We start from the raw sequence: 22647 nt of genomic DNA, 5'->3' as shown, positions 1-22647 counted from the left end.
CCATGGCCAGAGCACGTGGACGCGGGCGTCGCGAACTGAAGTCCGAGATCAACATCGTTCCGCTGCTGGATGTCCTGTTGGTGCTGCTGCTGATCTTTATGGCGACAGCGCCGATCATTACGCAGAGCGTAGAGGTCGATCTACCGGACGCAACGGAATCGCAGGCGGTGAAAAGCAATGATGAGCCGCCGGTGATCGTTGAAGTTTCCGGTGTCGGACAGTACAGCGTGAAAGTTGGCCCGGAAACGCTATCGCAGCTGCCGCCGGAACAGGTTATTGCGGAAGCCAGGCGTCGACTTGAGGCGAATGAGAAAACGGTGTTCCTGATCGGCGGCGCTAAAGAGGTGCCATACGATGAGATTATTAAAGCGCTTAACCTGTTGCATAGCGCAGGGGTTAAATCGGTTGGCTTGATGACCAAGCCGATCTAATCGCTCGCAATATGCACGCCCGCCAGCATGTCGGCTTTGGGACAACAGCGTCTCGTGGCCAACGTCATATAACGGGAACAGGCGAACAGTTTTTGGGAACCGATAGTGTCAAAGGCAACCGAACAAAACGACAAGCTTAAACGAGCGATCATAGTATCAGTCGCGCTGCACATCGTATTGATAGCGCTGCTGATCTGGAGTTCGTTTGACGAGCATCTGGATGCTTCTGCCGGTGGCGGCGGGGGGTCCTCTATTGATGCGGTAATGGTCGATCCGGGGGCGGTTGTGAAGAATTATGACCGCCAACAGCAGCAGCAGGCCAGCGCCCGACGCGCCGCCGAGCAGCGTGAAAAGCAGGCTCAGCAGCAGGCGGAAGAGCTACGTGAAAAACAGGCCGCCGAGCAGGAACGGCTGAAACAGCTGGAACAGGATCGTCTGCAGGCGCAGGAAGCGGCTAAAGAGGCGAAAGAGCAACAGAAACAGGCGGAAGAAGCCGCGGCGAAAGCTGCCGCAGCGGCCAAAGCCAAAGCGGACGCACAGGCGAAAGAGGCGCAGGAAGCTGCCGCCAAAGCTGCCGCTGACGCGAAAGCGAAGGCCGATGCTCAGGCGAAAGCAGCCGAAGCGGCCGCGGCGAAAGCAGCGGCGGATGCGAAGAAACAGGCAGAAGCGGAAGCCGCGAAAGCGGCCGCGGACGCGCAGAAGAAAGCCGAAGCCGATGCGGCGAAGAAAGCTCAGCAGGAAGCTGAGAAGAAAGCGCAGCAGCAGGCAGAGAAAAAAGCGCAGCAGGAAGCGGCGAAACAGGCTGCTGCTGAAAAAGCCGCCGCCGAAAAAGCGGCGGCAGCCAAAGCTGCAGCAGCAGAGAAAGCCGCCGCGCAGAAAGCTGCTGCTGAGAAAGCGGCAGCCGACAAAGCCGCTGCAGCGGAAAAAGCCGCCGCCGAGAAAGCCGCGGCAGCCAAAGCTGCAGCAGCAGAGAAAGCCGCTGCGGACAAAGCGGCGAAAGCCGCCGCCGCTAAGGCTGCCGCCGCGAAGAAAGCCGCTGCGGCCAAAGAGGCCAATGGCGTTGACGATCTGCTCGGCGACCTGAGCTCCGGTAAGAATGCGCCGAAAACCGGAAACCTATCAAAAGGGAGTGGTGCTAATTCAGGCAAATCCTCTTCCGCTGGGGCGGCAACCGGCGCAGAACTTAGTGGGTATGCAAACCAAATTACGGGGGCAATATCCAGGAATTTCCATGACTATAAGTCATATATCGGAAAGCAGTGTGTTCTTAGATTGAATCTAAATCCCGATGGATCGCTGATTGGTATCACATCCGAGGGGGGGGATGAGGCTCTATGTACAGCAGCTAAGACTGCGGCAAGATTAGCTAATTTACCTAAGCCTCCAAATGATGCGGTCTATAATGCAGTAAAAAATAATCAGCTTGTTGTGAAATTTATTCCGCAATAGAGCATGGTTTAACAAGTAGTTTTGTGTATTTGAGTTTGTTAACATTCTGCTAAATTATCGTGGGCTTTCCGCCTGGATAAGGGAGATATGATGAAGCAGGCATTACGAGTAGCATTTGGTTTTTTAATGCTGTGGGCGGCAGTGCTGCACGCAGAAGTACGTATCGAGATTACCCAAGGGGTCGACTCGGCACGCCCAATCGGCGTTGTGCCGTTCCAGTGGGCGGGGCAGGGGGCTGCGCCGGAAGATGTGGGCGGTATCGTGGCGGCTGACCTGCGCAACAGTGGCAAGTTTAACCCGCTCGATCGCTCGCGTCTGCCTCAGCAGCCAGGTAGCGCTCAGGAAGTGCAGCCGGCGGCATGGTCTGCGCTGGGCATTGACGCCGTCGTGGTGGGGCAGGTGACGCAAAACCCTGACGGCTCCTACAACGTGGCCTACCAGCTGGTTGATACCGGCGGCGCGCCGGGCACCGTGCTGGCGCAGAACTCATTTAAAGTCACAAAACAGTATCTGCGCTATGCCGCGCATGCTGCCAGCGACGCCGTATTTGAGAAGCTGACCGGCATCAAGGGTGCCTTCCGTACCCGTATCGCCTATGTGGTACAGACCAACGGCGGCCAGTTCCCGTACGAACTGCGCGTATCCGACTACGATGGCTACAACCAGTTCCTCGTTCACCGTTCCACCCAGCCGCTGATGTCTCCGGCCTGGTCTCCGGACGGCGCGAAGCTGGCCTACGTGACCTTCGAAAGCGGTCGTTCTGCGCTGGTTGTGCAGACGCTGGCTAACGGCTCCGTTCGTCAGATTGCTTCATTCCCGCAGCACAACGGCGCGCCGGCATTCTCGCCGGACGGCAGCAAACTGGCCTTCGCCCTGTCGAAAACCGGTAGCCTGAACCTGTACGTGATGGATCTGGGCTCTGGTCAGATTCGTCAGGTGACCAACGGTCGTAGCAATAACACCGAACCAAGCTGGTTCCCGGATAGCCAGAACCTGGCCTTTACTTCCGACCAGGCGGGTCGTCCGCAGGTGTACAAAGTCAATATTAACGGCGGCACGCCGCAGCGTATTACCTGGGAAGGTTCACAAAACCAGGACGCTGACGTGAGCGCTGATGGTAAAACTATGGTAATGGTAAGCTCGGCCGGCGGTCAGCAGCACATTGCCAAACAAGATCTGGAAGCGGGTGGTGTGCAGGTTCTGTCATCAACGTTTTTAGATGAAACGCCAAGTCTGGCACCTAACGGCACTATGGTAATCTACAGCTCTTCTCAGGGGATGGGATCCGTGCTGAATCTGGTTTCTACAGATGGGCGTTTCAAAGCGCGTCTTCCGGCAACTGATGGACAGGTAAAATCACCTGCCTGGTCGCCGTATCTGTGATAATAAATAATTGATTATTAAAGGAATCAAAGAAATGCAACTGAACAAAGTGCTGAAAGGGCTGTTGATCGCTCTGCCGGTTATGGCAATCGCGGCGTGTTCTTCTAACAAGAACGCCAGCAACGACCAGAGCGGTGAAGGCATGCTGGGTGCCGGCACTGGTATGGACGGTAACGCTAACGGCGGCAACATGTCTTCCGAAGAGCAGGCTCGTCTGCAGATGCAACAGCTGCAGCAGAACAATATCGTTTACTTCGATCTGGACAAATACGATATCCGTTCTGACTTCGCTGCAATGCTGGACGCGCACGCAAACTTCCTGCGTAGCAACCCGTCTTACAAAGTGACCGTAGAAGGTCATGCGGATGAGCGTGGTACGCCGGAATACAACATCGCTCTGGGCGAGCGTCGTGCTAACGCCGTTAAGATGTATCTGCAGGGCAAAGGTGTTTCTGCTGACCAGATCTCCATCGTTTCTTACGGTAAAGAAAAACCTGCAGTACTGGGCCACGACGAAGCGGCTTATGCCAAAAACCGTCGCGCCGTACTGGTTTACTAAGAGAATTGCATGAGCAGTAACTTCAGACATCATCTGTTGAGTCTGTCGTTACTGGTTGGCATAGCGGCCCCCTGGGCCGCTTTTGCTCAGGCGCCAATCAGTAGTGTCGGCTCAGGCTCGGTCGAAGACCGCGTCACTCAACTCGAGCGTATTTCCAATGCGCACAGCCAGCTTTTAACCCAACTCCAGCAACAACTCTCCGATAATCAGTCCGATATTGATTCCCTGCGCGGTCAAATTCAGGAAAGCCAGTATCAGCTGAATCAGGTTGTTGAGCGCCAGAAGCAGATCCTGCTGCAGATCGATGGTTTGAGCAGCGGCGGCGCAACGGGAGCGCAAACCCAGACGTCAACGGGCGATCAGGGGGCTGCGGCTAGCGCGCCAGCGGCTTCGTCAGGCGCTCCGGCGTCAACCGGCGACGCCAACACCGATTACAACGCGGCTATCGCGCTGGTGAAGGATCCTGCCCGCCAGGACGACGCCATGGCGGCTTTCCAGAACTTCGTCAAAAAGTATCCTGATTCAACCTACCAGCCGAACGCCAACTACTGGCTCGGTCAGTTGAATTACAACAAGGGTAAAAAAGACGATGCGGCGTACTATTTCGCTTCCGTGGTGAAAAACTACCCTAAATCCCCGAAGGCGCCCGATGCGATGTTTAAAGTCGGCGTTATCATGCAGGACAAAGGCGATACCGCAAAAGCGAAGGCGGTTTACCAACAGGTGGTCAGTAAATTTCCTGGCACTGATGGGGCCAAACAAGCGCAAAAACGCCTTAACGCACTCGGATGATTATGGCATGACCAGAAATCGCATCATTTCTGGTCTTGTCGCATGAATCCTAAGCAGTTAAGCGATCTTTATCTAAATTGTTGTTGCGCTGAATTCTGAAATCAGTAATATATGCCGCCGTTGCCAAGGGATATCGAACAAGCCCAAAGCGGCGAAAATAGCGGGTCGTTAGCTCAGTTGGTAGAGCAGTTGACTTTTAATCAATTGGTCGCAGGTTCGAATCCTGCACGACCCACCAATCGTTCTGGTGGAACGCGATAGTAAAACGTGAAGGATAACGTTGCGTCAGCAACGGCCATAGGGCGAGGCGAAGCCGAGTCATCCTGCACGACCCACCGCGAAAAGATGTATCCAGCGCAGTATCGGGTGATTAGCTCAGCTGGGAGAGCACCTCCCTTACAAGGAGGGGGTCGGCGGTTCGATCCCGTCATCACCCACCACTCGGGTCGTTAGCTCAGTTGGTAGAGCAGTTGACTTTTAATCAATTGGTCGCAGGTTCGAATCCTGCACGACCCACCAATTTAACATCGAACTCAGATGTTAAGCGTGAAGGATAACGTTGCGTCAGCAGCGGCCCCTTAGGGCGAGCGAAAGCGAGTCATCCTGCACGACCCACCAATTATGAATTGGTGACGAGTAAAGAATATTCAGGAAGTACCCGAGCGGGTCGTTAGCTCAGTTGGTAGAGCAGTTGACTTTTAATCAATTGGTCGCAGGTTCGAATCCTGCACGACCCACCAATGCTTAGGTGAGCACTGGTAGCAAGCGTAAAGGATAACGTTGCGACAGCAACGGCCCGTAGGGCGAGGCGAAGCCGAGTCATCCTGTACGACCCACCATCCTGAATCGTTCCAGTTAGCAGTAAACCCGCAAGGGGTCGTTAGCTCAGTTGGTAGAGCAGTTGACTTTTAATCAATTGGTCGCAGGTTCGAATCCTGCACGACCCACCAATGTAAAAAAGCGCCCTAAAGGCGCTTTTTTACTATCTGCGATATACAAGATTCGAACCTGCCGCAGGTTTGAGTCGAACGAAAAGAGACAACGGAGCCGCCTGCGGCGACGGCCCGAAGGGCGAGCGAAGCGAGTCATCCTGCACGACCCACCAATGTAAAAAAGCGCCCTAAAGGCGCTTTTTTACTATCTGCGATATACAAGATTCGAACCTGCCGCAGGTTTGAGTCGAACGAAGAGAGACAACGGAGCCGCCTGCGGCGACGGCCCGAAGGGCGAGCGAAGCGAGTCATCCTGCACGACCCACCAATGTAAAAAAGCGCCCTAAAGGCGCTTTTTTGCTATCCAGCCTTTGCTTAAATTATTACAACCATCCCAAGCTGCGCCATTTCACTTAATCGTTGTACGCACCGTAGGCGCCGCTAGCATGGGCCGGTAGCCCGGATAGATGCGCAGCATCGCCTCCGGGAAATGCTCCCTGAGGGGCAAAATTCCTCACGACATTTTCCCCACAATCGACTATCTTGTTTAGCATATAAAACACCATGGCCGACTAATACCTCTCTACAGGCATTATCACGGTCTGAAAGTTAAGCCAGCGAAACGAGACTGCAAGATGAGCGTAATGTTTGACCCGGAAGCGGCGATTTATCCTTTTCCTCCGAAGCCAATGCCGTTAAACCGCGATGAGAAACACTTTTACCGCGAAAAAATTAAACGCCTGCTGCGTGAGCGCGATGCGGTGATGGTGGCTCATTACTACACCGACCCCGAAATCCAGCAGCTGGCCGAAGAGACCGGCGGTTGTATCTCCGATTCCCTGGAGATGGCGCGCTTCGGCGCCCGACATTCCGCCTCAACGCTGCTGGTTGCCGGCGTGCGCTTTATGGGAGAAACGGCAAAAATCCTCAGCCCGGAAAAAACCATCCTGATGCCTACGTTGCATGCGGAGTGTTCGCTCGATCTGGGCTGTCCGATCGAGGCGTTTAGCGCTTTCTGCGATGCTCATCCGGATCGTACAGTCGTGGTCTATGCCAATACTTCAGCGGCGGTTAAGGCGCGCGCCGACTGGGTTGTGACGTCGAGCATCGCCGTGGAACTCATTGAGCATCTTGATAGCTTAGGTGAAAAAATCATCTGGGCGCCTGACCGTCATTTAGGCAGCTATGTGCAAAAACAGACCGGCGCCGATGTGCTGTGCTGGCAGGGCGCCTGTATAGTTCATGATGAATTCAAAACTCAAGCGCTGGCAAGAATGAAGGCGCTTTATCCCCAGGCCGCGGTGCTGGTTCACCCGGAATCACCGCAGGCGATTGTTAATATGGCTGACGCTGTGGGGTCGACCAGCCAGTTGATCAATGCTGCAAAAACGCTGCCGCACAAGCAGCTCATCGTCGCCACCGACCGCGGCATTTTCTACAAAATGCAGCAGGCGGTACCGGAAAAAGAGCTACTGGAAGCGCCCACGGCAGGCGAAGGAGCAACCTGCCGGAGCTGCGCGCACTGTCCGTGGATGGCGATGAACGGCCTGCAGGCGATTGCTGAAGGGCTGGAGAAAGGGGGAGTTCAACATGAAATTCACGTTGATGAGCAGTTGCGGACCGGGGCGCTGGTTCCGCTAAACAGAATGCTCGATTTTGCGGCTACACTTCGGGGATAGATCATTACTGCGTCACAGAACGCGCTGGAGATAAGATGGATTTTTTTAGTACGCAGAACATATTAGTGCATATACCTATCGGCGCCGGGGGATATGACCTGTCGTGGATTGAAGCGGTCGGCACCGTCGCTGGCCTGCTGTGCATCTGGCTGGCGAGCCTGGAGAAGATCGCTAACTATGCCTTCGGGCTGATCAACGTCACGCTGTTTGCCATTATCTTTTTTCAGATCCAGCTCTATGCCAGCCTTCTGCTACAGATCTTTTTCTTCGCGGCCAACGTCTACGGCTGGTACGCCTGGTCGCGGCAAACCAGTGATAACCAGGCGGAACTGCAAATCCGCTGGCTGCCGCTGCCGAAAGCGTTAGGCTGGCTGGCGGCCTGCGTGGTGGCGATTGGCCTGATGACGATATTTATTAACCCGGTGTTCGCGTTTCTGACACGGATTGCCGTGGCGCTGATGCAAATTCTGGGCCTGCAGGTCGCTATGCCGGAGCTGCAGCCGGACGCATTCCCGTTCTGGGACTCCTGCATGATGGTGCTCTCCGTTGTGGCGATGATCCTGATGACGCGCAAATACGTCGAAAACTGGCTGCTGTGGGTGATGATTAACGTCATTAGCGTGGTGATTTTCGCCCTGCAGGGCGTTTATGCGATGTCACTCGAATACCTGTTGCTGACATTTATCGCGCTCAACGGCAGCCGCATGTGGATTAACAGCGCGCGTGAGCGCGGTTCTCACGCGTTTTCCCGTTAATGGTGGTGATGATGTCCATGCCCGGCGTGCGTCATGTTCAGACGGCACTCCGGGCCTCTACAGGGCTGATACTCCATCTGTACCGTAATATGTTCAATCTCATACTTATGCTCCAGGAAGTTCAGGATCCGGTCCAGAAGACCGTCGTGATCGTGCGGCGGTACCACCTGCACGTGTAGCGTCATCATCGTTTTTTCTCCTACCAGCCAGGCATGAACGTGGTGTACGTCGCGAACTTCCGGTATCGAGCGGCGCAAATCGCGTTTTAATGCGTCGACGTTAAGCGAACGCGGCGCGCCCTCCAGCAGTTCATTGACGCTCTCCTGCAGCAGACGCCAGGCGCTGCGTAGAACCAGGCACGACACCAGCACGGACAGAATAGGATCGATAGGCGTCCAGCCGGTGGTGAGGATCACTATCGCGGCAATAATGGCGCCAACCGAACCGAGCAAATCCCCCAGCACATGCAGGGCGGCGGCGCGCACGTTGAGGTTGCGCTCCTCACTGCCGCGATGCAGGATCCAGAAGGCCAGAATATTGGCCAGCAGCCCGGCAACTGCAATAACCATCATCGTTTTACCGGCAACAGGCTGCGGATGATGAAAGCGCTGAATGGCCTCCCAGACAATGAGGATCGTAATGACCACCAGAGCAATGGCATTGAGAAATGCCGCCAGCGTGGTTAGCCGAAGCCAGCCAAAGGTATGTTGCGCATTTGGCGGCCGACTGGCGAAACGCACTGCCAGAAAGGCGAACAGCAGCGCTGCCGCGTCCGTCAACATATGTCCGGCATCGGCCAGCAGCGCCAGTGAACCTGAAATGAGTCCGCCTGCTACCTCAACCAACATGAACCCGGCAGTGACGCAAAACGCCAGCAGTAGCCGACGGGCATTTTTATCTTCAGTGGGTTGCGCAGAATTATGCGAGTGTGGTTGCCCCATGGTGCCTTCCCTACATTATTATTTTGATGATTACTTTATGACATGATTCCCTTTTTGGGGTGAATAAAATGAAAAAAGGAGAGCCTTAGCTCTCCTCCCTGGTGTTCGGCACTCAGCTTACTGGGTCGTACCGTCGGTTTTCGTCGCGTCGTCCTGACCGACCTTTTTATCAGTATCCGGACAGCGGCCATCTTTGCACATTGAGTTTTTGTGCACTTCATCGCTCGACATGCCGTCATGATTCATGGTCGAGCCGTCAGGGTGGAGCATGGTGCCGCCGGTATCGGTGGAACCAGAGTTGATTTTACCGTTGTCGACGTTGTTTGGTGCCACGTTTTCACGCGCATCTGGGGCGACCTGGCCGGCGTCAGCTGCTGCATTCGCTTGCCCGTTATTCGACTGTGCCCCGGTATCGGCGGCCAGTGCCGCGCCGCTGGCCAGACCCAGGGTTGCTGCGAGGAGAAGACTGGTTAGCTTGTTCATTTTCATTGGATGCTCCTGTTATATCGATTTATCGGATTACCTCTTCCAATAGTGCATTTGCCGGAGGTTCCACTCGTTGTGGTTAAAGCTTCGGTATTAGCGAACGGCATTAATATATAATGCTGAATGCTAAAGAAAATTAAGTTCTAACAGTTAAAAATTATAGCTCGTGGCCATTATTCCGCGACTTTATGGTGTTTTTTAGCCTATTTCCAGGAATATTCTGCCGCTACTGTAAAATCACGTTTACACTTTTTGAGCGAAGAGATAGATTGGAGGGATTGCAATTAACTAGATAAGTATGGCAACGCTGGAAATAAGATGAATTATCAGAACGACGATTTACGCATTAAAGAGATCAACGAATTATTACCTCCCGTTGCGCTCCTGGAAAAATTCCCTGCTACCGAAAATGCCGCCAATACCGTTGCGCATGCGCGCAAAGCGATCCACCAGATCCTGAAAGGTAACGACGATCGGCTGCTGGTCGTGATTGGCCCGTGCTCCATCCACGATCCGGCGGCGGCGAAAGAGTACGCCGAACGCCTGCTCAAGCTTCGCGAGGAGCTTAAAGGGGAGCTGGAAATCGTGATGCGCGTTTATTTTGAAAAACCGCGCACCACCGTGGGCTGGAAAGGGCTGATTAACGATCCGCATATGGATAACAGCTTCCGCATCAACGATGGCCTGCGGATCGCGCGCAAGCTGCTGCTGGATATTAACGACAGCGGTCTGCCCGCTGCCGGGGAGTTCCTCGATATGATCACCCCGCAGTATCTTGCCGACCTGATGAGCTGGGGCGCGATTGGGGCGCGTACCACTGAGTCACAGGTGCATCGCGAGCTCTCTTCCGGCCTCTCCTGTCCGGTAGGCTTTAAAAACGGCACTGATGGCACCATCAAAGTCGCGATTGATGCTATCAACGCCGCCGGCGCGCCGCACTGTTTCCTGTCGGTGACCAAATGGGGGCATTCGGCGATTGTAAATACCAGCGGTAATAGCGATTGCCATATTATCCTGCGCGGCGGTAAAGAGCCGAACTACAGCGCCCAGCACGTGGCCGAAGTGAAGGTCGGTCTGGCGAAAGCAGGCCTGCCCGCTCAGATCATGATCGATTTCAGCCACGCCAACTCCAGCAAGCAGTTTAAAAAGCAGATGGAGGTCGGTGCAGACGTATGCCAGCAGGTTGCCGGCGGTGAGCGGTCGATTATGGGCGTGATGATCGAAAGCCATCTGGTGGAAGGCAATCAGAGTCTCGACAGCGGCGAGCCGTTGGTCTACGGCAAAAGCATTACCGATGCCTGCATCGGTTGGGAAGATACCGATACGCTTCTTCGTCAGCTGGCGAATGCGGTAAAAGCGCGTCGCGGTTAAGCTTTACGCCAAGTGTCAAAATAAAAAAGCGTGGATATCTCCACGCTTTTTTTACATCCGGCGAAAATTACTTCGCTTTACCCTGGTTCGCAACGGCAGCGGCTTTCGCAGCGATTTCGTCGGCATTACCCAGATAGTAATGTTTGATAGGCTTGAAGTTCTCGTCGAACTCATACACCAGCGGTACGCCGGTCGGGATGTTCAGTTCGAGGATCTCTGCTTCCCCCATATTGTCGAGGTATTTCACCAGCGCGCGCAGGGAGTTGCCGTGAGCGGCGATAATCACGCGCTCACCGCTTTTCAGACGCGGCAGAATCGTTTCATTCCAGTACGGTACGACGCGGTCGATGGTCAGCGCCAGGCTCTCGGTCGTCGGCAGTTCAGCGTCGGTCAGTTTTGCGTAGCGCGGATCGTGGCCCGGATAGCGCTCGTCGTCTTTAGTCAACTCCGGCGGCGTTACCGCGAAGCCGCGACGCCACTGCTTAACCTGCTCATCACCGTATTTTTCAGCGGTTTCAGCTTTGTTCAGACCCTGCAGCGCACCGTAGTGACGCTCGTTCAGTTTCCAGGATTTCTCAACCGGCAGCCAGGCCTGATCCAGTTCGTCCAGCACGTTCCACAGGGTGTGGATGGCGCGCTTCAGCACAGAGGTATAAGCAAAGTCGAAGCTGAAGCCTTCTTCTTTCAGCAGCTTACCGGCCGCTTTTGCTTCACCCACGCCTTTTTCAGACAGGTCAACGTCATACCAACCGGTGAAACGGTTTTCGTTGTTCCATTGGCTTTCGCCGTGACGAACGAGTACCAGCTTAGTTACAGCCATACACTTACTCCTCAATACACGTCATCCTTCGCGCCGCTTCATCGTTGGCTACGTTTACTCACCCTGACGACATAGTTGACTATGCTCTCAGGATTCGCTCCAGTGCCGCCTTGATGCGACCCGAATGCGGTAGTGTATATATTTATTGATTGATAACTATTCTCATTATATTGCCGTGATTTACCTCACGGCAATGCTTATCCCTAACCATAGCGAAAATAGTCGCTCAGTGTAAGGTGCTTGTAAAACAGAGGTTATATTTTTGTCTGTAAGTGGCGTAATTTTCAGCGAAAGGATAAAAAAAGCCCTCCATCGGGAGGGCGGGGGGGTTATAGCGCAATAAACTGATATTCCGTCAGGCTGACGTACTCTTCGCCGGGGCGTAGCACGCAATCCGGCTGCGGCCATTCCGGATGGTTTGGCGAATCCGGCAGGAACTCGCTCTCCAGGGCCAGGCCTTGCCAGTCGTCGTACGGCTGCGCCGTGCGCGACGGCGTACCGGCGAGATAGTTGCCGGAGTAGAACTGCAGGGCCGGCGCGGAGGTATAAACCGTCATCTGCAGCTTTTCATCCTGCGACCAGACGTGAGCCGCCGGTCTGCCGGCATCGCCCAGCGCCTGGAGCAGAAAGGCGTGGTCGTAACCTTTCACTTTCTGCTGGTCTTCATCGCGCAGGAAATCGTCCGCCAGCACCTTCGGCGTGCGGAAATCGAAGCTGGTCAGGGTGACGTTTTGCAGATCGCCTCCCGGAATGCCATCGCTCTCGACGGGCAGGTAAACATCGGCCAGGATTTGCAGCTTATGATTACGCACGTCGCTCTGCACGCCATCCAGGTTAAAATAGACGTGGTTGGTCAGGTTCACCGGGCACGGTTGGTCAACGGTGGCGCGATACTCGATGGCGATCCGGTTATCGTCGGTCAGGCGGTAGTCTGCCGTTGCCGTCAGATTGCCGGGAAACCCCTGATCGCCATCGCGGGATGAGAGTGAAAACAGCGCGTGACGATCGTCGGCGCTGACAATCTGCCAGCGGCGCTTGTCAAACCCTTCCGGACCGCCGTGCAGCTGATGCCCCGCCTCGTTGGAAGGCGTCAGATTGACGGTGTGGCCATCAAGGGTAAAGCGGCTGTTGGCAATACGGTTAGCGTAACGGCCGACGGAGGCGCCGAGATAGGCGGCCTGTCGGGTATAGTCGCCAGGGTTCGCGCAGCCGAGCAGCGCTTCGCGTACGCTGCCGTCAGCCAGCGTCACGCGCGCGGAGAGCAGCGTCGCGCCCCAGTCCATCACCGTGACCGTCATGCCTGCGTCGTTACGCAGGGTAAGAAGATTCCACGGCTGGCCGTCCGGCGCCAGCTCCGTTGTTGGGTTTAGCATTGTCCAGCTCCCTGAGACGGTTTGCAGACGTAGAAGGTTTCTTTGATACCGGTTTTCGCTTCATACTCTTTGGCAACGGCCTGCTGTACGGTATCGACCAAATCTTCCGGCACCAGCGCGACGATACAGCCGCCGAAACCGCCGCCGGTCATGCGTACGCCGCCTTTATCGCCGATGGTCACCTTGACGATGTCCACCAGGGTATCAATCTGCGGGACGGTGATTTCAAAATCATCGCGCATGGAAGCGTGAGATTCCGCCATCAGTTCGCCCATCCGCTGCAGGTCGCCTTGCTCCAGCGCCACGGCGGCTTCTACGGTGCGCGCATTCTCGGTCAGCACGTGGCGAACGCGTTTGGCGACCACCGGGTCAAGCTCGTGGGCGACGGCATTGAATTCTTGCAGAGTCACATCGCGCAGGGCGGGTTGCTGGAAGAAACGCGCGCCGGTCTCACACTGCTCGCGGCGGGTGTTGTACTCGCTGCCGACCAGGGTGCGCTTAAAGTTACTGTTGATAATCACTACCGCCACGCCTTTCGGCATCGACACCGCTTTCGTTCCTAAGGTGCGGCAGTCGATCAGCAGGGCATGATCTTTTTTACCGAGCGCGGAGATCAGCTGGTCCATAATGCCGCAGTTGCAGCCGACGAACTGGTTTTCCGCTTCCTGGCCGTTCAGCGCGATCTGCGCACCGTCGAGCGGCAGATGGTACAGCTGCTGGAACACGGTGCCGACAGCGACTTCCAGCGAAGCCGAGGAGCTTAACCCTGCGCCCTGCGGCACGTTGCCGCTGATGACCAGATCCGCGCCGCCGAAAGCGTTATTCCGCTGCTGCAGGTGCTTGACCACGCCGCGAACGTAGTTCGACCACTGCTGGGTGTCGTGGCTGGTAATCGGCGAGTCGAGAGAGAATTCATCGGTCTGATTGGCGTAATCGGCGGCAATCACCCGGACGGTACGATCGTCGCGCGGCGCACAGGCGATGACCGTCTGATAATCAATGGCGCAGGGCAGTACGAACCCGTCGTTATAGTCGGTATGCTCGCCGATCAGGTTAACGCGGCCTGGGGCCTGGATAACATGACTGGCCGGATAGCCAAATTTCTCAGCAAACAGGGCTTGGGTGTTCTCTTTCAGACTCATGGTTATACTCCGGATTCGCGAAAATGGACGTCGCTCACAGCGCGCAGACGTTCGGCAGCCTGCTCGGCCGTCAGGTCACGCTGGGTTTCGGCCAGCATTTCATAGCCGACCATAAATTTGCGCACCGTCGCGGAGCGCAGCAGCGGCGGATAAAAATGCGCGTGCAGCTGCCAGTGATTATTCTCTTCATCGTTAAACGGCGCGCCGTGCCAGCCCATCGAGTAGGGGAATGAGCACTGGAACAGGTTGTCGTAACGGCTGGTCAGCTTTTTCAGCGCCAGCGCGAGGTCGCTGCGCTGGTCGTCGGTTAAATCAGTCAGGCGCTGTACGTGCGCTTTCGGCAGCAGCAGCGTCTCAAAGGGCCACGCTGCCCAGTAAGGGACCACCGCGAGCCAGTGTTCGGTCTCGACGACGGTGCGGCTACCGTCGGCTAATTCGCGCTGGGCGTAATCCACCAGCATCGGCGCGCCGTGCTCGGTGAAGTACGCTTTTTGCAGACGATCTTCGCGTTCCGCCTCGTTAGGCAGAAAGCTGTTTGCCCACACCTGGCCATGCGGGTGCGGGTTGGAGCAGCCCATCGCCGCGCCTTTATTTTCAAAAACCTGCACCCACGGGTAGGTTTTTCCAAGATCGGCGGTCTGCTCCTGCCACGTTTTAACCACGCCTTCCAGCGCCTCTACGCTCAGTTCTGGCAGCGTTTTGCTGTGATCTGGCGAGAAGCAGATGACCCGGCTGGTGCCGCGGGCGCTCTGACAGCGCATCAGCGGGTCGTCGCTTTCCGGGGCGTCTGGGGTATCGGTCATCAAAGCCGCAAAGTCATTGGTAAAAACAAACGTACCGGTGTAGTTCGGGTTTTTGTCGCCAGTGACGCGGGTATTACCCGGGCACAGGAAACAGTCCGGATCGTGCGCGGGCAAACTCTGTTTTGCCGGCGTTTCCTGCGCCCCTTGCCAGGGGCGCTTGGCGCGATGTGGAGAAACCAGAATCCACTGCCCGGTTAACGGGTTATAACGACGATGTGGATGGTCGACGGGGTTAAATACGCTCATGAAGGTTCCTTAGTCTGGATAACCCTGCGGATGACGGGACTGCCAGTGCCAGGTATCCTGCGCCATTTCGTCAAGGTTGCGCGTCACGCGCCAGTTCAGCTCGCGATCGGCCTTTTCAGCGTCCGCCCAGTAGGCCGGGAGGTCGCCTTCGCGGCGCGGCGCGAAGTGGTAGTTAATCGGTTTGCCGCAGGCTTTGCTAAAAGCGTTGACCACGTCGAGCACGCTGCTGCCGACGCCTGCGCCAAGGTTATAGATATGCACGCCGGCTTTATCAGCCAGTTTTTCCATCGCCGCGACGTGGCCGTCGGCCAGGTCCATGACGTGAATGTAGTCGCGCACGCCGGTGCCATCTTCGGTTGGGTAGTCGTTGCCGAATACCGCCAGCGATTCACGACGGCCGACTGCGACCTGCGCGATATACGGCATCAGGTTGTTCGGGATGCCCTGCGGATCTTCACCCATATCGCCCGACGGATGCGCGCCGACCGGGTTGAAGTAGCGCAGCAGCGCGATGCTCCAGTCCGGCTGCGCTTTTTGCAGGTCAGTCAGGATCTGCTCGACCATCAGCTTGCTTTTACCGTACGGGCTCTGCGGAGTCCCGGTCGGGAAGCTTTCGACATAAGGGATTTTTGGCTGGTCGCCATACACGGTGGCGGAGGAGCTGAAAATAAAGTTTTTTACGCCCGCGGCGCGCATGGCGGAAACGAGTTTCAGTGTGCCGGTTACGTTGTTGTCGTAGTATTCCAGCGGCTTGGCGACGGATTCGCCGACGGCTTTCAGGCCGGCGAAATGGATCACCGCTTCAATAGCGTGATCGTGAAGAATTTCCGTCATCAGCGCTTCATTACGAATGTCGCCTTCGACAAAGGTGGCGCTTTTCCCGCCGAGACGTTCAATGATCGGCAATACGCTGCGTTTACTGTTGCAGAGATTGTCGAGAATAATCACTTCGTGTCCCTGCAATAGCAGTTGAACGCAGGTGTGACTTCCAATGTAACCGCTACCACCTGTAACCAGTACTTTCATGATTCGCTCCAATAGGCTTATCGTGTGAGAAGAAGATAGCATACCAAAGAAGCCAAAAGTGTGACACAGGCCAAATTGGTGGAATCGTTTACACTAAAACTTTCAATCCGGCCGTTTTGGTTTTTTCATTGTAAAAACAGGGTGATGGTGTGAGTGATAGCTATTATTCTGAAAAAATCAGGGATCCGCAGACCCCTGTACAGGCTTAAATTTGCAGCGGCCCCTGCTGGTAAGTGTAACCGTCTCCACTCCTCACAAAGGCCAGACGGTGGGTAATGCAGTCCGGGGCGTCTTCGGCGTGGTGGGAGACGAACAGCAACTGCGTCGCCCCTTCGCTAATCAGCACATCGACAAAGCGACGCACCAGCTGACGGTTGAGCGGGTCGAGCCCCTGCAGCGGTTCATCGAGAATCAGCAGGGTCGGGTGTTTGACCAGGGCGCGGACGATCAGCGCCAGCCTCTGCTGCCCCCAGGAGAGGCTGTGGAACGGCGCGTCGGCGGTGCGTTTGTCGATACCCAGAATATCCAGCCAGTTTTGCACCAGCTTGTGCTGCTTATCGGAAACGGCCTGGTAGATGCCAATCGAGTCGAAGTAGCCCGAGAGAATCACGTTACGCACGTTGGTGCTGACGCGGTATTCAAGGTGCAGGCTGCTGCTGACGTAACCAATATGTTTTTTGATATCCCAGATGGTTTCACCGCTGCCGCGGCGGCGGCCGAACAGGGTCAGATCGTTACTGTATCCCTGGGGATGGTCGCCGGCAATCAGGCTGAGCAGCGTCGATTTACCGGCGCCGTTGGGGCCGACGATCTGCCAGTGTTCGCCGGGATTGACCGTCCAACTGAGGCGATTGATGATCGGGCGGTCGTTGTATGAAACCAGACCGTCATTCAGCACGATGAGCGGCGCTTTGCTGTCCAGCGCAAGGCGCGCAGCCGGGGCGTCGGGTTCCGGCAGCGTCATGCCGTCAAGCTTTTCGCTATGCGCGAGCTGGGCAATCAGCGCCTGCTGTAGCAGGGTCTGCTTTTCGCCGGTTTCGCTCAGCACGCAGTCCGCCAGTACCCCGGCATACTGCACGAACGCCGGGATCTCGTCGAAACGATTGAGCACCAGAACAAGGGCGATACCTTCTTCGTTCAGCGTGGCCAACATCTCGGCGAGCTGCTGGCGCGAGGCGACATCGAGGCCGTCGAACGGCTCATCGAGGATAAGCAGGTCGGGATCGCCCATCAGCGCCTGGCACAGCAAGGTCTTGCGCGTTTCACCGGTAGAGAGGTATTTAAAGCGGCGCTCGAGCAGGTGGCTAATCGCAAACTGTTCAGCAAGGCGAGCGCAGCGGAAGGGGTCTTTAAACTCATCCTGGATAATTTCCGCCGTCGTGCGCCCGGTATCTTCTTCTCCTGGGCTGAGCAGATCGGTGTTGTTACGCTGCCACTCATCACTGACCAGCTTTTGCAGCTGCTCAAAAGAGAGACGGGTGATGCGCGAGAAGGTGCACTCGCGCTGCCCGCTTAGCAGGGTCAACTCGCCGGATAGCGCCCGCGCAAGCGCCGACTTCCCGCTACCGTTGCTGCCGACGAAAGCCCAGCTCTCGCCAGCCCGCACGCTGAGGTGTTCAATATTTAACGTTTTGGTATCGCTAAGACGAAACGTGCCTTGCGAAATTTGCAACAATGACATTGTGTATCCCACTTTTTGCAGCGATGTACTTCAGGGATACGTCTTCGCGAGCGCAATGTCAATGGCGTTAGCACAACGTGGCAAGAATGATGCGATCGGCGTTAAAATATGCTATCGCCTGCGCCCCTTCCGCCAGATCGCGCGTCTGTTCCAGCGGCAGGGTGGCGCAAAGGCTCTGCCCATCCGGGAGCGCCATGAGCACTTCGCACTGCTCCGCCCCGCGTTCGATGTGGGTGATACGTCCGGCCAGCTGGTTGTCCGCCTGTTTCGCCAGGGCTGCATCCTGGGTCATGCCGACCCACGGCGCTTTGAGCAGCACTAATACTTCCTGGCCTTCCGCAAGGCCCAGACGATCGGCGCTTTGGGCGGTAATGGCGACTTTAAAGCGGGTTTGCCCATCGGCCAGCAGGACTTCAACGTGCTGCTGGACCTGTTGATGGTCGCGGCCGGTAATAGTGCCGAACCACTGGTTGCGCGCGCTGGTCTGTAGAGAGAATCGCGAAATAGCGGCCAGCAGGCTGTCGAGGGGAAGGGCATCATCATCGCTCAGGACATCGAACGCTTTCTGCTGAATCTGCGCCAGCAAGTCGTAAAGCTGAATCAGCCGCTGCCCGTAGCGGGTGAGGACCGCGCCGCCGCCGCCTTTGCCGCCGGTCGCACGGTCAACCAGGGTCTGCTCGCTGAGCTGATTCATCTCATTTATCGCATCCCATGCGCTTTTATAGCTGATGCCCGCGTTTTTTGCCCCCTGGCTAATCGAGCCGGTCTGGTCAATCTGTTTCAGCAGGGCGATACGGCGGGGATCGGCAAACAGGCGCTGCTGTAATTTGAGGGTAAGAAGGATTTCAGCCTGCATAATCATATCCTGATGAAAAAGAGTATTGTGACCGATAGCGGTCATCTTGCAAGGTGCATCTCTCACGGTGTCCAGTGAGGCACCGCACAAATGGGGCGTGTTTTTCCGGCTGAATTAGTTACAATAAACTATTCGTACTTTCTGGAGCCAACCATGTTAGAGCTATTGAAAAGTCTGGTTTTTGCCGTAGTCATGGTCCCTGTGGTAATGGCGGTCATCCTGGGGCTGATTTATGGGCTGGGCGAAGTGTTTAACCTCTTCTCTGGAGCCGGTCATAAAGACAGCAGACCGCAAAACCACTGATTTTCCCCCGCGCCCGGTTCTCCCGGGCGTTTTTATCTGTCCCCCCTCAATTGAGCCGTTACTGATTACCCCTAATTTTCGCTGGGAAAATCTTAGCGCTATCGTTATATTGTCTTCTACATAACGAACCGACGGGAGTTTCTGATGACAGGTCAATGGTTTCGCTTTATTGCTGGAGCAACGTTAACGCTTTCCGTTGCGGGCCACGCGCTGGCGGAAGAGGGCAAGGTGACGGTTTTTGCCGCGGCATCGCTCACCAACGCCATGCAGGATATCGCTAAAGAGTATAAGAAAGAGAAGAACGTCGAGGTTGTCTCTTCGTTTGCGTCTTCATCGACCCTGGCGCGACAGATTGAAGCGGGCGCGCCGGCGGATCTGTTTATCTCCGCCGACCAGAAATGGATGGATTACGCGGTGGAGAAAAAAAGCATTGATACCGCATCCCGCGCGACGCTGCTCGGCAACAGCCTGGTGGTCGTGGCGCCGAAGGCCAGCGCTCAGGGCGATATCAGCATTAATGATAAAACCGACTGGACCAGCCTGCTGAAAGGCGGTCGTCTGGCCGTTGGCGACCCGGCGCACGTGCCAGCCGGCATCTATGCGAAAGAAGCGTTGCAAAAACTGGGGGTCTGGGAGACGCTGTCGCCGAAGCTGGCTCCTGCGGAAGACGTGCGCGGCGCGCTGGCCCTGGTTGAGCGCAGCGAAGCGCCGTTGGGGATCGTGTACGGCTCTGATGCGGTCGCCAGCAAGGGCGTAAAAGTTGTCGGTACCTTCCCGGAAGATTCGCATAAGAAAGTTGAATATCCTCTGGCAATCGTCGACGGGCATAAAAATGCCGCGGTCAGCGCGTTTTATGACTATCTAAAAGGGCCGGAAGCTTCCGCCATCTTTAAACGTTACGGATTTACTACCCACTAATGTTCTTAAGCGATCCTGAATGGCAGGCGGTACTGCTGAGCCTGAAAGTCTCCTCCCTGGCGGTGGTACTGAGCTTGCCTTTTGGCATCTTTTTTTCCTGGCTGCTGGTTCGCCGGGATTTTCCCGGTAAAGCGCTGCTCGATAGCATCCTCCACCTGCCGCTGGTATTACCGCCGGTGGTGGTGGGGTATCTCTTGCTGATCGCGATGGGAAGACGGGGTTTTATCGGCAGTTGGCTGTATGACTGGTTTGGTCTGAGCTTTGCGTTTAGCTGGCGCGGCGCGGTACTGGCGGCGGCGGTGATGTCCTTTCCGTTGATGGTGCGTGCCATTCGTCTTGCGCTGGAAGGGGTCGACATCAAACTTGAGCAGGCGGCGCGTACCCTGGGCGCTGGGCGCTGGCGGGTATTTTTCACTATTACGCTACCGTTGACGCTACCCGGTATTATCGTCGGCACCGTGCTGGCCTTCGCCCGTTCTTTGGGCGAGTTTGGCGCCACCATCACTTTTGTCTCCAACATTCCAGGCGAAACGCGCACGATTCCTTCGGCAATGTATACCCTGATTCAGACTCCCGGTGGGGAAGGCGCGGCCGCGCGTTTATGCCTGATTTCGATTGCGCTGGCGCTGGTATCGCTGCTGATTTCCGAATGGCTGGCCCGCCTTAGCCGTCAGCGGATGGGGAAATAATCATGCTCGAACTCGATTTTAGCCAGACGTTGGGCACCCACCGCCTGCAAATTCGCGAGACGCTTCCCGCCAGCGGCATCACCGCGGTTTTCGGCGTTTCAGGCGCGGGTAAAACCTCGCTGATTAACGCCATTAGCGGCCTGACGCGCCCGCAGCAGGGGCGCATCGTTCTTAACGGCAGAGTGCTCAATGATGTTGAAAAACGTATCTGCCTGGCGCCTGAAAAACGCCGCATTGGCTACGTTTTTCAGGACGCTCGCCTGTTCCCGCATTATAAGGTGCGCGGCAATCTGCAATATGGCATGGCGAAGAATATGGCGGCGCAGTTTGACAAGCTGGTGGCGCTGCTCGGCATTGCGCCGCTGCTTGACCGCCTGCCGGGCGGTCTCTCCGGCGGAGAAAAACAGCGGGTGGCGATTGGCCGGGCGCTGCTTACCGCCCCGGAACTGCTGCTTCTGGATGAGCCGCTGGCGTCGCTGGATATCCCGCGCAAGCGTGAACTATTGCCCTATCTGCAGCGTCTGGCGCGCGAAATCAATATCCCGATGCTGTACGTCAGCCACTCTCTGGATGAGATTCAGCATTTGGCGGATAACGTCCTGGTGCTGGAAGCGGGGAAAGTCAAAGCCTTTGGTTGCCTGGAAGAGGTGTGGAGCAGCAGCGTAATGCATCCCTGGCTTCCCCAGGATCAGCAAAGCACTATCCTGAACGTAACCGTCGCCGCTCAGCATCCGCGGTATGCCATGACCGCGCTGGCGCTGGGCGATCGGCAGATATGGGTCAACCGGCTCGACAGGCCGCAGGGCGAAAGCGCGCGGATCCGCATTCAGGCCTCGGACGTTTCTTTGGTGCTGCAGCCCGCTCAGCAAACCAGTATCCGCAACATTTTGCCCGCGCAGGTCATGCAGTGTATTGAAAGCCATGGCCAGGTTGAGGTCAGGCTGGAGATTAGCGGCCGTACGCTATGGGCGCGCATCAGCCCCTGGGCTCGCGATGAGCTGGGGGTTGTCCCAGGCCAGCGGCTGTATGCGCAGATAAAAAGCGTGTCGATAGCCGCCTGATTACAACAGGTGGCGATAGATGTAGTCGGCGATGCTGGTGGTCTCGTTTTCGCCGATCACGACGTTGGCGCGCGCTTTGACGTCCTCCACCGCGTTGCCCATCGCCACGCCGATACCGGCGGCTTCCAGCATACTGAGGTCGTTATAGTTGTCGCCGAAAGCGATAACATCCTGCATCGACAGCCCCTGCGACGCGACCCACTGGGCCAGGCGTTTACCTTTGCTATTGCCTTCCCGGGCAATATCCACCTGATCGTGCCACGACCATTCGCACTCCAGACCCAGCGTCTGGCCAACATGTTGGGCAAAGCGCTGCAGTTTTGCGGTGTCTTCATCAGTCAGGGCGAATTTCCACACGGCCTTGACTTCACGGGCCGCCTGCGCCAGAGAATCGACCTGAGTGAACACCGGACGCTGCTCGACGGGCAGCGACTGCGCCCAGTTGGCGGTGCGAATCACGTGCCCGGTCGGCTGCTCATAAAGCATGGCGTCATCGACGTACATCAGGCCGTGAATCGCGTGCTCGTTCAGCATTTCCGTCAGGCTCAGGGCTTTGTCAACCGGCATAGGATCGGACTCCAGAACCTTTTTTGCATGATAATCATACAAATAAGTGCCATTACAGCAAATTGCAGGTGTATCCAGAGCCAGCGCCTGATAAAAAGGATGGATAGCGACGTGATGTCGACCGGTGACGACGATGATTTGATATCCCGCGTCTTTGGCGCGTGCCAGCGCGTCGAGTGAGGCGGGGAGAATGGTTTTTTTGCCGGTGAGTAGGGTGCCGTCTAAGTCCAGGGCAATCACGCGTGAGGTCATGTGTTGTTTCCGGTTAATGATGAAAAGTTAGCAGGCTATGATGGTACACCGCTGCGCCATTCGGGCAAACTTTTCAGCATCTACCGCTAAAGAGCCGATACACTTGATCTTTCAGGCTGCGAGGAGGCAACC

The 22647-nt window shown here is 56.2% G+C and carries 22 protein-coding genes, 5 tRNA genes and 2 other RNA genes; 19 read left to right on the top strand and 10 right to left on the bottom strand.

The features are described from left to right. The first annotated feature begins 2 nt into the window (after positions 1–2). The 14 genes from tolR to pnuC all read left to right on the top strand — a co-directional run bounded on the left by tolR (position 3) and on the right by pnuC (position 7980). Positions 3–431 carry a colicin uptake protein TolR gene (tolR, locus tag K7H21_RS19485; RefSeq protein WP_004130580.1) on the top strand — a complete coding sequence of 143 codons (429 nt, stop codon included), beginning with the start codon at positions 3–5 and terminating at the stop codon, positions 429–431. Between the two features lie 105 nt (positions 432–536). Next, positions 537–1880 carry a cell envelope integrity protein TolA gene (gene tolA, locus K7H21_RS19480; RefSeq protein ID WP_223035293.1) on the top strand — a complete coding sequence of 448 codons (1344 nt, stop codon included), beginning with the start codon at positions 537–539 and terminating at the stop codon, positions 1878–1880. Between the two features lie 90 nt (positions 1881–1970). Then, positions 1971–3263, top strand: coding sequence for a Tol-Pal system beta propeller repeat protein TolB (gene tolB / locus K7H21_RS19475; RefSeq protein ID WP_004130584.1), 1293 nt, complete (start codon positions 1971–1973; stop codon positions 3261–3263). 34 nt (positions 3264–3297) lie between these two features. Beyond that, entirely contained in the window at positions 3298–3822 is a 525-nt protein-coding gene (gene pal / locus K7H21_RS19470) for a peptidoglycan-associated lipoprotein Pal (RefSeq protein ID WP_004100337.1), read from the top strand. A 9-nt stretch (positions 3823–3831) separates the two neighbouring features. Beyond that, a complete protein-coding gene (gene cpoB, locus K7H21_RS19465; protein WP_004130587.1) occupies positions 3832–4614 on the top strand; it encodes a cell division protein CpoB in 783 nt (260 codons plus the stop codon). Positions 4615–4776: 162 nt separating this feature from the next. Continuing rightward, a tRNA-Lys gene (locus K7H21_RS19460) sits at positions 4777–4852 on the top strand. A 126-nt stretch (positions 4853–4978) separates the two neighbouring features. Next, positions 4979–5054, top strand: a tRNA-Val gene (locus K7H21_RS19455). Between the two features lie 3 nt (positions 5055–5057). Then, a tRNA-Lys gene (locus K7H21_RS19450) sits at positions 5058–5133 on the top strand. Between the two features lie 145 nt (positions 5134–5278). Continuing rightward, positions 5279–5354, top strand: a tRNA-Lys gene (locus K7H21_RS19445). Positions 5355–5488: 134 nt separating this feature from the next. Beyond that, positions 5489–5564, top strand: a tRNA-Lys gene (locus K7H21_RS19440). Positions 5565–5593: 29 nt separating this feature from the next. Beyond that, positions 5594–5719: non-coding RNA, RtT sRNA (locus K7H21_RS19435), on the top strand. A 29-nt stretch (positions 5720–5748) separates the two neighbouring features. Next, positions 5749–5874: non-coding RNA, RtT sRNA (locus tag K7H21_RS19430), on the top strand. A 307-nt stretch (positions 5875–6181) separates the two neighbouring features. Beyond that, the gene (gene nadA, locus K7H21_RS19425) at positions 6182–7225 is read left to right on the top strand and encodes a quinolinate synthase NadA (RefSeq protein ID WP_004130589.1); all 1044 of its coding nucleotides are present in this window, start codon (positions 6182–6184) and stop codon (positions 7223–7225) included. 35 nt (positions 7226–7260) lie between these two features. Then, on the top strand, positions 7261–7980 hold the full coding sequence (pnuC, locus tag K7H21_RS19420) for a nicotinamide riboside transporter PnuC (protein ID WP_004130591.1): 720 nt from the start codon (positions 7261–7263) through the stop codon (positions 7978–7980). Here pnuC and zitB read toward each other — a convergent pair. Then, positions 7977–8921 (bottom strand): CDF family zinc transporter ZitB, encoded by a 945-nt coding sequence (zitB, locus tag K7H21_RS19415; RefSeq protein WP_112165413.1) that lies wholly within the window; start codon positions 8919–8921, stop codon positions 7977–7979. The genes pnuC and zitB overlap by 4 nt on opposite strands. A 117-nt stretch (positions 8922–9038) precedes the next feature. Beyond that, entirely contained in the window at positions 9039–9410 is a 372-nt protein-coding gene (locus K7H21_RS19410; protein ID WP_004130594.1) for a YbgS-like family protein, read from the bottom strand. A gap of 315 nt (positions 9411–9725) precedes the next feature. On the opposite strand from K7H21_RS19410, the gene aroG reads away from it, so the two are divergent. Continuing rightward, positions 9726–10778 carry a 3-deoxy-7-phosphoheptulonate synthase AroG gene (gene aroG, locus K7H21_RS19405; RefSeq protein ID WP_004130596.1) on the top strand — a complete coding sequence of 351 codons (1053 nt, stop codon included), beginning with the start codon at positions 9726–9728 and terminating at the stop codon, positions 10776–10778. A 67-nt stretch (positions 10779–10845) separates the two neighbouring features. Here aroG and gpmA read toward each other — a convergent pair whose 3' ends face one another. From gpmA to modE, 7 genes are all read right to left on the bottom strand, one after another. Then, complete coding sequence (gpmA, locus tag K7H21_RS19400; RefSeq protein ID WP_004100351.1) at positions 10846–11598, bottom strand: 2,3-diphosphoglycerate-dependent phosphoglycerate mutase; 753 nt, start codon at positions 11596–11598, stop codon at positions 10846–10848. A gap of 329 nt (positions 11599–11927) precedes the next feature. Further along, positions 11928–12971, bottom strand: coding sequence for a galactose-1-epimerase (gene galM, locus K7H21_RS19395; RefSeq protein WP_004130598.1), 1044 nt, complete (start codon positions 12969–12971; stop codon positions 11928–11930). Next, positions 12965–14113, bottom strand: coding sequence for a galactokinase (galK, locus tag K7H21_RS19390; RefSeq protein WP_004130599.1), 1149 nt, complete (start codon positions 14111–14113; stop codon positions 12965–12967). The genes galM and galK overlap by 7 nt, the downstream gene beginning before the upstream one ends. 2 nt (positions 14114–14115) lie before the next feature. Continuing rightward, positions 14116–15162 carry a galactose-1-phosphate uridylyltransferase gene (galT, locus tag K7H21_RS19385; protein ID WP_004130601.1) on the bottom strand — a complete coding sequence of 349 codons (1047 nt, stop codon included), beginning with the start codon at positions 15160–15162 and terminating at the stop codon, positions 14116–14118. Positions 15163–15171: 9 nt separating this feature from the next. After that, entirely contained in the window at positions 15172–16188 is a 1017-nt protein-coding gene (gene galE, locus K7H21_RS19380) for a UDP-glucose 4-epimerase GalE (RefSeq protein WP_004130603.1), read from the bottom strand. 205 nt (positions 16189–16393) lie between these two features. After that, positions 16394–17869, bottom strand: a complete 1476-nt coding sequence (modF, locus tag K7H21_RS19375; RefSeq protein WP_049116000.1) for a molybdate ABC transporter ATP-binding protein ModF — start codon at positions 17867–17869, stop codon at positions 16394–16396. Between the two features lie 67 nt (positions 17870–17936). Beyond that, the gene (gene modE, locus K7H21_RS19370) at positions 17937–18725 is read right to left on the bottom strand and encodes a molybdenum-dependent transcriptional regulator (protein ID WP_112165407.1); all 789 of its coding nucleotides are present in this window, start codon (positions 18723–18725) and stop codon (positions 17937–17939) included. 153 nt (positions 18726–18878) lie between these two features. Between modE and K7H21_RS19365 the strand changes: the two genes are divergently transcribed. From K7H21_RS19365 to modC, 4 genes are all read left to right on the top strand, one after another. Next, the gene (locus tag K7H21_RS19365) at positions 18879–19028 is read left to right on the top strand and encodes an AcrZ family multidrug efflux pump-associated protein (protein ID WP_004848993.1); all 150 of its coding nucleotides are present in this window, start codon (positions 18879–18881) and stop codon (positions 19026–19028) included. A 144-nt stretch (positions 19029–19172) separates the two neighbouring features. Next, entirely contained in the window at positions 19173–19946 is a 774-nt protein-coding gene (gene modA / locus K7H21_RS19360; protein WP_223035292.1) for a molybdate ABC transporter substrate-binding protein, read from the top strand. Next, positions 19946–20635, top strand: a complete 690-nt coding sequence (gene modB, locus K7H21_RS19355; protein WP_004848997.1) for a molybdate ABC transporter permease subunit — start codon at positions 19946–19948, stop codon at positions 20633–20635. The genes modA and modB overlap by 1 nt, the downstream gene beginning before the upstream one ends. Positions 20636–20637: 2 nt before the next feature. Continuing rightward, positions 20638–21696, top strand: coding sequence for a molybdenum ABC transporter ATP-binding protein ModC (gene modC, locus K7H21_RS19350; RefSeq protein ID WP_049115998.1), 1059 nt, complete (start codon positions 20638–20640; stop codon positions 21694–21696). On the opposite strand, the gene K7H21_RS19345 is transcribed toward modC, so the two are convergent. Continuing rightward, positions 21697–22515 (bottom strand): pyridoxal phosphatase, encoded by an 819-nt coding sequence (locus K7H21_RS19345; RefSeq protein WP_004130617.1) that lies wholly within the window; start codon positions 22513–22515, stop codon positions 21697–21699. Positions 22516–22647: the final 132 nt, after the last annotated feature.

Origin of the sequence: Klebsiella sp. CTHL.F3a, from assembly GCF_019890895.1 — a bacterium.
GTDB lineage: Bacteria > Pseudomonadota > Gammaproteobacteria > Enterobacterales > Enterobacteriaceae > Klebsiella > Klebsiella grimontii.
This window is presented reverse-complemented; position numbering and strand designations above follow the sequence as displayed.

What these genes read in the sequence shown, in the direction of transcription:
- tolR (WP_004130580.1), top strand. Translation starts at nt 3, where the DNA reads ATGGCCAGAGCACGTGGACGCGGGCGTCGCGAACTGAAGTCCGAGATC.
- tolB (WP_004130584.1), top strand. Translation starts at nt 1,971, where the DNA reads ATGAAGCAGGCATTACGAGTAGCATTTGGTTTTTTAATGCTGTGGGCG.
- pal (WP_004100337.1), top strand. Translation starts at nt 3,298, where the DNA reads ATGCAACTGAACAAAGTGCTGAAAGGGCTGTTGATCGCTCTGCCGGTT.
- cpoB (WP_004130587.1), top strand. Translation starts at nt 3,832, where the DNA reads ATGAGCAGTAACTTCAGACATCATCTGTTGAGTCTGTCGTTACTGGTT.
- nadA (WP_004130589.1), top strand. Translation starts at nt 6,182, where the DNA reads ATGAGCGTAATGTTTGACCCGGAAGCGGCGATTTATCCTTTTCCTCCG.
- pnuC (WP_004130591.1), top strand. Translation starts at nt 7,261, where the DNA reads ATGGATTTTTTTAGTACGCAGAACATATTAGTGCATATACCTATCGGC.
- zitB (WP_112165413.1), bottom strand. Translation starts at nt 8,921, where the DNA reads ATGGGGCAACCACACTCGCATAATTCTGCGCAACCCACTGAAGATAAA.
- K7H21_RS19410 (WP_004130594.1), bottom strand. Translation starts at nt 9,410, where the DNA reads ATGAAAATGAACAAGCTAACCAGTCTTCTCCTCGCAGCAACCCTGGGT.
- aroG (WP_004130596.1), top strand. Translation starts at nt 9,726, where the DNA reads ATGAATTATCAGAACGACGATTTACGCATTAAAGAGATCAACGAATTA.
- gpmA (WP_004100351.1), bottom strand. Translation starts at nt 11,598, where the DNA reads ATGGCTGTAACTAAGCTGGTACTCGTTCGTCACGGCGAAAGCCAATGG.
- galM (WP_004130598.1), bottom strand. Translation starts at nt 12,971, where the DNA reads ATGCTAAACCCAACAACGGAGCTGGCGCCGGACGGCCAGCCGTGGAAT.
- galK (WP_004130599.1), bottom strand. Translation starts at nt 14,113, where the DNA reads ATGAGTCTGAAAGAGAACACCCAAGCCCTGTTTGCTGAGAAATTTGGC.
- galT (WP_004130601.1), bottom strand. Translation starts at nt 15,162, where the DNA reads ATGAGCGTATTTAACCCCGTCGACCATCCACATCGTCGTTATAACCCG.
- galE (WP_004130603.1), bottom strand. Translation starts at nt 16,188, where the DNA reads ATGAAAGTACTGGTTACAGGTGGTAGCGGTTACATTGGAAGTCACACC.
- modF (WP_049116000.1), bottom strand. Translation starts at nt 17,869, where the DNA reads ATGTCATTGTTGCAAATTTCGCAAGGCACGTTTCGTCTTAGCGATACC.
- modE (WP_112165407.1), bottom strand. Translation starts at nt 18,725, where the DNA reads ATGCAGGCTGAAATCCTTCTTACCCTCAAATTACAGCAGCGCCTGTTT.
- K7H21_RS19365 (WP_004848993.1), top strand. Translation starts at nt 18,879, where the DNA reads ATGTTAGAGCTATTGAAAAGTCTGGTTTTTGCCGTAGTCATGGTCCCT.
- modA (WP_223035292.1), top strand. Translation starts at nt 19,173, where the DNA reads ATGACAGGTCAATGGTTTCGCTTTATTGCTGGAGCAACGTTAACGCTT.
- modB (WP_004848997.1), top strand. Translation starts at nt 19,946, where the DNA reads ATGTTCTTAAGCGATCCTGAATGGCAGGCGGTACTGCTGAGCCTGAAA.
- modC (WP_049115998.1), top strand. Translation starts at nt 20,638, where the DNA reads ATGCTCGAACTCGATTTTAGCCAGACGTTGGGCACCCACCGCCTGCAA.
- K7H21_RS19345 (WP_004130617.1), bottom strand. Translation starts at nt 22,515, where the DNA reads ATGACCTCACGCGTGATTGCCCTGGACTTAGACGGCACCCTACTCACC.